5 protein-coding genes are annotated in these 9388 nt (G+C 45.5%); all 5 read right to left on the bottom strand.

Features of this window, described 5'->3' with window-relative positions; genetic code table 11:
• On the bottom strand, positions 1-1484 hold a 1484-nt coding region (locus QUA80_RS06570; protein WP_333422527.1), incomplete at its 3' end, for a tetratricopeptide repeat protein.
• A gap of 4 nt (positions 1485-1488) precedes the next feature.
• Positions 1489-1653: a hypothetical protein gene (locus QUA80_RS06565; RefSeq protein ID WP_333422526.1), complete on the bottom strand. Its 165-nt coding sequence runs from the start codon at positions 1651-1653 to the stop codon at positions 1489-1491.
• 352 nt (positions 1654-2005) lie between these two features.
• The gene (locus QUA80_RS06560) at positions 2006-3277 is read right to left on the bottom strand and encodes an FAD-dependent hydroxylase (protein WP_333422524.1); all 1272 of its coding nucleotides are present in this window, start codon (positions 3275-3277) and stop codon (positions 2006-2008) included.
• Between the two features lie 411 nt (positions 3278-3688).
• On the bottom strand, positions 3689-7198 hold the full coding sequence (locus QUA80_RS06555) for a PAS domain S-box protein (protein ID WP_333422522.1): 3510 nt from the start codon (positions 7196-7198) through the stop codon (positions 3689-3691).
• A gap of 775 nt (positions 7199-7973) precedes the next feature.
• Positions 7974-9146: a serine/threonine-protein kinase gene (locus QUA80_RS06550; protein WP_333422521.1), complete on the bottom strand. Its 1173-nt coding sequence runs from the start codon at positions 9144-9146 to the stop codon at positions 7974-7976.
• Positions 9147-9388 lie beyond the last annotated feature (242 nt).

The raw sequence follows: 9388 nt of genomic DNA, 5'->3' as shown, positions 1-9388 counted from the left end.
CATTTTTCGGGGAAATCCTCAAGGGTATAAACAGTTAAAGCAGCCCGATAAAACTCGATCGCCCTTTCGAGATTATCAGCCCGCGAACCGTTGATTCTGTGACTGTAGGCAACGGCTAGGTTATTTTGAGTCCCTGCCCATTCTTGGGGGAAATCCTCAAGGGTACGAACTGTTAAAGCAGCTTGAAAAAACTCGATCGCCCTTTCCAGATTATCAGCCCGCGAACCGTTTATCCTGTTTCTGTACGCTTCCCCTAGGTTATTTTGAGTCATTGCCCATTTTTCGGGGAAATCCTCAAGGGTACGAACAGTTAAAGCAGCCTGATAAAACTCGATCGCCCTTTCGAGATTATCCGCCCGCGAACCGTTGATTCTGTATAAGTAGGCATTAGCTAGGTTATTTTGAGTCATTGCCCAATCTTCGGGGAAATCCTCAAGCTTATAAACAGTTAAAGCAGCCTGATAAAACTCGATCGCCCTTTCGAGATTATCAGCCCGCGAACCGTTGATTCTGTCACTGTAGGCAGCAGCTAGGTTATTTTGAGTCCCTGCCCATTTTTCGGGGAAATCCTCAAGGGTATAAACAGTTAAAGCAGCCCGATAAAACTCGATCGCCCTTTCGAGATTATCCGCCCGCGAACCGTTGATTCTGTTACTGTATGCAAGGGCTAGGTTATTTTGAGTCATTGCCCAATCTTGGGGGAAATCCTCAAGGGTACGAACTTTTAAAGCAGCTTGATAAAACTCGATCGCCCTTTCGATATTATCAGCCCGCGAACCGTTGATTCTGTCACTGTAGGCAACGGCTAGGTTATTTTGAGTTTGAGCATATTTTTCGCTGCCCGGTTCCCGATTATTTAAAACTATTTGATAACCAGTAATGGCAATTTCAAGATTATCCAATCTACTGCCAAGGGGAAATTGATAAATATGACTACTCAAATTTTCAATGAGGGCGACAATGAACTCAATTGTTTCGGGATTTTCGCCAGCTATTAAATTCTGGGTTCCTTGCTGTAATGTCTCGGCAAAATGCGAATTGAGGAGATGTTGCCGTTGTTTTAGTATCGGGTAAATTACTTGAATACCGCTATAGCTTTCTTCTGCTTGCAATAATTCTAGGATAAAGTTTGCATATTCTTGAGGATTTTCACCTTCAGAGCGATCGCTATCTCCGTCATCGTTCCTCCCCAAGAACTGCCCTATCTGACTGGCAAGATTTCGTAAAAAATTAGCCTGATTTTCCTGTCCTTCCTCTGCCAGGTTTTCTGCTACTACCTCGCAAACTTGCAGAAACCCCGAATCTACCAATTCTAAGTTAGCCTGTAAAATCTGCGGTTCCTCACCGTTGGGACAAGTCAGCAGTGTCTGAATCAATTGCAGATAAGCTTGGGCGCGGGTTTCTTCCAGATCTCCGTCATCGTTCATCCCCAAGAATTGCCCTATCTGACTGGCAAGATTTCGTAAAAAATTAATTACTCCCATTTTTCTATCCTTCCTCTGCCAAGTTTTCTGCTACTACCTCGCAAACTTGCAGAAACCCCGAATCTACCAATTCTAAGTTAGCCTGTAAAATCTGCAGTTTCTCACCGTTGGGGCAATTCAGGAGTGTCACAATCAATTGCACATAAGCTTGGGCGCGGGTTTCTTCCATTGTGGGGAGTTGTCAGTAACACGGATGTTTATTTACCATGATTCATCGATGGGTGGCCAGAAACCGGATTTTTTCGAGAATATTTGGTTACAGGCGAAGAGATGGGAAAAAACCCGGTTTCTTCGATCGTGCGAGTGGCGAGAAACCTCGGTTAGCCCGATAGTCCGCCAGGGGTTGAAACCCCTGTCTCATAGCAAAAGTCCTCTTAAAGAGGACTAAAGATTTTTTGATTTTTATCTCAGCTTTTCAGTCGGTTTCAACCGACTTTCGCTATTAGCCAGGGGTTTCAACCCCTGGCGGATGTGGCAACACCGCTAGAGTGCAAGCAACATAGGAAAAAACCAGGTTTCTTCTAATTTTGCGCTAATTCTGGCGGCCGCCCCATCAAACCAGTCATCAAGCGCAAGGCTAAAAACCTCACAGGCGGAATTGTCCGCAAACACCACAATCCGAAGCGGCGAAATGCTACAATTGGCAGCCAAGTATTGGAAAATAATCTGTCTAGAAAATCGGTAAATCCTAACACGATTAAATTCTCTTTTTTGCGCCAGTTGTGATACCGTTTCAATACTCGCAAGTCGCCGATGTCTTCGCCTTTTTGGTGCGCTTGCTGCAAGATTTGGGCGATCGCCCCAGCGTCTCGAATGCCCATATTTAATCCCTGGCCGCCCACGGGATGGCAGCAGTGGGCCGCATCCCCAATTAGCGCTAATCTGGGCAAAACGTAGCGATCGCTCTGCATTAACTGCACCGGAAACAAAAAGCGATCGCTCTCCAATTCCAAACGCCCTAAAAGCCCGCCCGTGCGATGTTCTAACAAACCTAAAAACTCTTTTTCATCCATTTGTTGCAAAGCTTTCGCTTCCGCGTGGGGTGCTGTCCAAACTACTTGACAGCGGTTCCCCGGTAATGGTAATACTCCCATCGGGCCGCTCGGCCAAAAGCGCTCAAAAGCGATATCATTGTGCGGTTTTTCTGCTTTAATAGTGATAGCAACGCAGGATTGCCAGTATTTCCAGCCGCGAGTGCTGATGTTGGCTTCGGTGCGGATGCGCGATCGCGAACCGTCGGCGGCGACTAATAATTTAGTGCGAATTGTGCGAGTTTCGCCGTGTTGTTTGACTACTATTTCGGCGCAATTAGTTAAATATTTTACTTCGACTACTTCCGCCGGACAAACCCAACTGAAATTCGGGTTTTCTGCCAAACATTCGTGCAAAGCTGACAGCATGACTCGGTGCTCGCCAACGTAACCTAAAGCTGTTTTTGGTACGGGCAATTTGCCAGTATTTCCCAAGTCTGGGCGGTGGAATTCGACAACACCGGGATAGTCGCCGTCGCAGAGGCTAATTTGCTCGAAGGTGGTGATTTGCGGCAAGATTTGTTGCCATACGCCGATGCCTTCTAAAATCATTCCTGATAGCAGGGTGATTGCATAGGCTTGTTTTTTGGCTGCTGCGACTGCGGGGAGTTGGGTTTCAATTATGGCGATTTTTAAGCCGGAATCTTTTAAGGCGCTGGCTAAGGTTGCCCCAACTATGCCGCCTCCGACGATGGCTATGTCAAAGTCGAGTGTCTGTGTCTCGGTGGAGGCTGTTGTGGGAGAAAGTTGGTTTACAGGCATTTTCAAGGGAATTTGTCAAAGTTAATTGGAATGTTACTTTTTTATTGTAAAGAATTATTTCGATTTAGGGCGATCGACAAGAGGAGACTATCGGCATCCCTGAAAGTCAAGGTTTTTAGACTGCGAGATCCAAATGCAAGTCCTGGATGCACTCGCTACCTCAGAAACCCGGTTTCTTGCTATATTTCTCGTCACTCAACGCAAAACTCGTAGAAACCAGGCTTTTAGCCCCCCCGATGGGTCAGCCTTGAAATTAATGATTAATGACCGAAAGCATCCAGGATACAAGCCCCCGGATTCATTCCTTCGCACACTCAGGACCCAGAAATAAAAAACCTGTATCCGATAAAGGAGCCCCCGAATTTATCTCGCGCAAGTCAATTCTAAAATCTAAAATCTAAAATCTAAAATCTAAAATAGATTGACCGTTTCCTTTGTGTTTTCGGCAGCCAGCGCTGATACTTTCTGGGAAATGGGAATTTCTATAACAAACTCTGCACCTTCCCCGGGCACGGAAATACACTGCAATTTGCCTCGGTGTTTTTCAACTATAATCTGATAGCTGATTGACAGTCCCAAGCCTGTGCCTTTGCCGACTGGTTTAGTAGTAAAAAATGGGTCGAATAACTTGTGAATAACTTCTTGATTGATTCCCTTGCCGTTGTCGGCAATCCGAATTGTTACTGTGTCTGAATTCGCACTCGTGCTAATCCGAATTATCTTGGGTCGAAAAGAGATTTCTATTTCGTTTGAATCATGATTGTTGTACTCTTCGATGGCGTCGATCGCATTTACTAAAAGATTCATAAATACTTGGTTGAGCTGACCTACATAGCACTCGACTGGTGGAAAATTGCCGTATTCTTTGATAATTTCAATAGCCGGACGAACTACATTAGCTTTGATCCGGTGCTGCAAAATTAGCAAAGTGCTTTCGATTCCTTCATGAATGTCTACTAGCTTCATCTGCGATTCGTCGAGTCTGGAAAAGTTGCGTAAGGATACAACTAAGTCGCGGATGCGATCGGCTCCTACTTTCATTGATTCCAAAATCTTCGTAAAGTCTTCCATTAAGTAATCAACTTCAATATCTTCGGCTGCTTCTACAATTTCTGGGACGGGATTTGGGTATTTTTCCTGGTAAAGGTGGAGCAAACCGAGCAAGTCTGCGGCGTATTGGCTGGCGTGGGTGATGTTGCCGTAGATAAAGTTAATCGGATTGTTAATTTCGTGGGCGACGCCGGCGACTAGCTGCCCGAGAGAAGAGATTTTTTCGGTTTGGATTAGTTGAGTTTGAGCTTGGTGCAACTCGCGGACAGCTTTTTCGAGCTCGGCTGCTTGCGCTCGATACTGTCCCTCGGACTGCTTGAGTGCTTCCAAAACTTGGACTCGATCGCTGATATCGGTGTGAGTGCCCACCCACTCGCGAACGCTGCCGTCCGCGTCCAAAAGTGGGACGCCCCGCACCCAGAAGTGTCTGTAGCTGCCGTCTGCAGCCCGCAAGCGGTGCTCGACTTCGTAGAGACTTTGTGTTTCTATGGCGCGCTTCCAAGCTTGTATGGTGCGATCGCGGTCTTCTGGGTGCACTGCTTCTATCCAGTTGTCCTTCTCTTCCAAGCTCATGCCCGTATAAGCTATCCAATCAGGCTGAGGCTTGTCGAAGATTCCGCTAGCGTTTGTCGTCCAAACCATCTGTGCCGTGGCCATTGCCAGCGATCGGTATCTTTCCTCGCTCAAACGCACAAATTCTTCGGCTTGCCGACTGGCTGTCACGTCGCGCAAAATGGCTGTGAATATGATTTCGCCTGCAACTTCGAGTTGGGAAATAGAAGCTTCGGCTGGAAATTCAGTACCGTCTCGGCGGCGGCCGAAAATTTCTTTGCGGTTGCCCATTTTTCGGGCTTGTTTAGCGCAGCCGCCGAAATTGCTGACCAGGTGGCAGTGAGAGGCGGCAAAAGCTTCGGGCAACAGCAGGTTCAGGGATTGCCCGATCGCCTCTGCAGCCGTCCACCCAAAAATCCGTTCTGCACCTTGGTTGAACAGGATAATTTTTTGCTCCGCATCCACGGAAATAATCGCGTCGTCGGCAATTTCTACAATGCCGGCGAAACGAGCTTGAGACAGTTGCAGCGCTTTTTCAGCTTGGAAGCGATCGCTGATGTCGCGGGCGATCGTCGAAATGTATGGGAGTTTGCCGCCCGGTGCGGAGTGGGAGATGATGACTTGGCTGACGGGAATTTCGAGTCCCGATGCTGACACGAAGGCGGTTTCTCCGCTCCAAAAGCCTCCGGAAACAGCGGTGGCGATCGCTTGCTTCAAAGTGCTGCGGGCTGACACTGCGCTGAATTCTGCAACTTGTCGGTTGGATATATCTTCGTTTTCTTCTATACCCACCATTTTTCTGCCTGCTTTGTTGATGTAAATGGCGCGTCCTTCGAGGTCGCAGATACCTACAAAATCCGGCGTTGCTTCCAGAATTGCTGCCAGACTTCTGTTGGTGAGTTCAGCTTGTTTGCGCTCAGTAATATCCCGAGCGATGCTAACTATACCGCTGATATTTCCTTGCCCGTCCCGGTAAGCGCTTTTTGTTGAAAGAAATGTCCGCAAATGGCCTTTAACTGGCAGTTCTTCTTCGATCGCTTGGGTTTTTCCCGCTATCATGATTGGGCGATCGGTTTTCCTAATATTGTCCGCAATTTCCGCCGGAAATAACTGGCTGTCGTCTTTGCCGATAATTTCGTCTACCGACTTGCCAATAATACTGGCTCCCGCAGCATTTAGCATCATGTAACGGCCCCGAAGATCCTTGACAAATAGCGCTGTTGGCGTACTGTTTATGACTGTCAGCAATAGGTTGTAGTTGTTTTGCAGCGCCTGCTTAGTTGTTTGACTGTCGAGAATTTGCTGCTGCAATTGCTCGTTGGCGAGTTGCAGTTGGAGAGTCCGTTTCTCAACTTGAGTTTCTAAGTCTGATTTAGCTTTCCTCAGTTCCAGTTCCGCTCGATAGCGCTTCCGGTCTGCGGTACAGAGAGTTTTGGCATTCTGCCAAATCAGAACTGTAAAAATCATCACGTTCAATACGCTCAACAGCGATATTCCTACCTCCGGGGTGTATGCTTGTAACCGCTCTCCCGATAGGATGAAATAACCGACTGAAGGCGGGATAATGATTGCCTGCGGCAACAAGCGCCTCGCCATGATGCCGCCAGCGCGATCGCTCGCAATTACTGCTATCAATCCTCGCTCTGGATTAGTAAATAAAATGCCAAAGCTCAGCAACATAAATGCTGCGGACGTGTGCAAAGCCATGCCTGTATTATCGCCAATCCTGTAGAATAAAGCTTTGTCGTAGAGGTAGCCTATCAAACCCATAAATGCAATTAAAAATGCACAACAGCTTAAGATTTGAATCCGCAGATATTTAGGGCGACTTTCTGACAGCAGCAGCAGGGATATTCCCAGCAATAAAAAAGCAGTAGCAGTATTTGGTGCCATCCGCCCTGGTGTTCCGTGGCTTGTCAATGTGTAACTTTCTTTAAATAGCAGTTGGTCGATGCCCAAGTCTAAATTAAAGCTATATTGAAGTAGGGTTAAAAAGCTAATTAATATAATTAAAAATGAGCAGATGTAAATTAAAAAATTAATAATTTTTTGATGCTTTCTTGCTATTAATTCTGCGCGCCGGATCTGTTGGATGAACAGAGAACACCCCCCCAAAATAAAGCAGATCGCAGTATTGGCTTTCATTGTCACGAGTCCGGGAAGAATGCTCTTTAATAGTTGCACATCGAAGATCCAACCCAAAATGACTGCACAGCCGATCGCGATTACTGCAACACTAGCTTTTTTGGAAAAAGACTGGACTTTCGTAATGGCAGTTGAAGACCTTTGCACTTGTTTTTCTCGTTCAAAAAGTTCCAATTTCTCGATCCCTCAAATTATTTGGGTTCTTACGTATCCACGGTAACAATCAACACTGTAGGTAGATTGTTTTCGGCTATACAAAGCTGCTTAAGATTTTCTTAAAACTGTTAAGCATAAAATATGAATTATTTTATCTAACTTAAGAGATATAGTCAACAGAAGGTTTAAGGCTCTTACGTAGAAAGCATTCGGCAGGGTGCAACAATTTTTCTTTCTTGTAAGTTAAAACAAAAAATTCCTTGTTCCTTGTTCCGTGTCCCTTCGAGCTCGGAAATTAGCGCCCGATTCATTGGCGAGACCGAGTGTTTTTACTCAGCCCATTGATGGATAAAGGTGGCGGATGAATCTATCGGCAACAAGAGACTTCTTGCAAAAGTCCTTTCGATCAAATTTTCGGACCGGCTCCAGAGTCCATCCCACAAGAGAAAAAACTTTTTGTGGGACGGGCTCTCCGGCCTGTCCCAGCTATTTTTGCAAGAGGTCTAAGATCGATCGCATTGTAAATCGGCTGATGCGGCTGTGGGAAATGCGATCGGCAAAAAAGTTACGCTCAACTGTTCTTTTGAAAACTTGACAATATGCACTAAATAACTTATGATTATTTGTTAAAAAATTTTGCTGTATTCCTGAATCTTATACCAATTATTAACCAGAACTTGTTAAGGACACGGCAATGCCGTGTCCCTAAAGATGCTCGCTTACAATGGTGTTGGGTTTAGTTCTTCAACTAATGACAACAGTCAACAGTCAACTGACTACTAACTACTAACTACTAACTGCTAACTTCCAAGTTTTGAAGTGCTTCCAAAGCTTCGGCTGCTGACGGGTAACGCTGGGGGAAAGCGTACAGCACCATCTGGTCTAAAACGCGAGCCAACTCCGGAGTGACAGTTGCATTTTTTTGCCAAATGAGATTGCCTAAATTATCAACTCTGAGTTGTTTCGGGCGCATTCCTGTCAAGGCTTGAATCCCGATAATCCCGACAGCATAGATGTCGCTGCAAAATTTCGGTGAACCGATGGCTTGTTCGGGGGGAATGTAGTCTTGCTGAGTACCGCCGCGCGATTTCGTTTGACCGATGCTGTTTTGTGAAGTGTTGATTTCTTTAACGGCCCCAAAGTCAATTAATACAATCTTGCCATCTGATGTCCGCCTAATTAAGTTTTGAGGGTGAACGTCGCGGTGAATTACATCTTGTTTGTGAACAAAAACAAGCACTTCCAAGATATCTTTCAACAAACCGATAACCTGATGTTCTTCCCACGGTTGACCTTCGATTAGTTCTTGATACAAGGGTTGCCCTTCGATGAATTGATAGACTAAATAAAAATATCCATCTTCTTCAAAGCGAGCTAACAATTCTGGTATCCGATCGTGTTGGCCCAATCGATATAAAACCCGCGTTTCTCGATCGAATAACTGGCTGGTTCTTTCCGACTGGCTTTTCAGGCGCTTGACAAGGCACAAAGGTCGATCGGGCAAATTTTCATCTTCAGCGAGATAGGTGTCGCTGTACTCCGTGTTCACCAAATGTTCTCTGATTCGGTAGCGCATCCGCAGCAGCTTTTGCAATATCGGATCGAGAGAATTAGCTGGTTGTGTGCCTTTTTGTACAGATCTCATGATGCAGTCCCAAAGATTTGCTCCGACGACTCTTTCTTCTTGCCCAATAATTTCTGCTTGCTTCAGTACCTTGGTGAGGTCTTTCCACAAGTTGTAGCCGACATAACGCCCCAGATAGCCGACTGTGTACCCGCGGGCGATCGGATCGTTTTCCTGAATTTCTTGGTACGTCAAACCCCCTACAACGCCTCGAATTATCGACTGTTGCAACCGACTCAGGTGTTTTTCCGTGTGTTCGTATACCAGATTGTCCAAAATAATTATTGCTTCTTCTACTGTCATAATTTCATGCTTTAAGCTAATTGTACTCAAGCTGACCATTTTTTTGCTCCTAATTCCGATTTTTCTAGTTGCGATATTGGGCCGGCGATTAAGCGCAACTACAAACAGATTTTTAATGGGCTGTGGTGTAATTACTGTTATATAGGATTTAGCTGAATATTGCTAACTTGTCTAACTATCGCAATATATTTTTACAAATATGACTTTTATGACTTTAAGTTATGAACTTTATGAATTGACTTAGGAAATAGTTTATTTAATTATGTCTGTGCACGAGTTTA

It is taken from the genome of Microcoleus sp. F4-D5 (assembly GCF_036704885.1).
GTDB lineage: Bacteria > Cyanobacteriota > Cyanobacteriia > Cyanobacteriales > Microcoleaceae > Microcoleus.
This window is presented reverse-complemented; position numbering and strand designations above follow the sequence as displayed.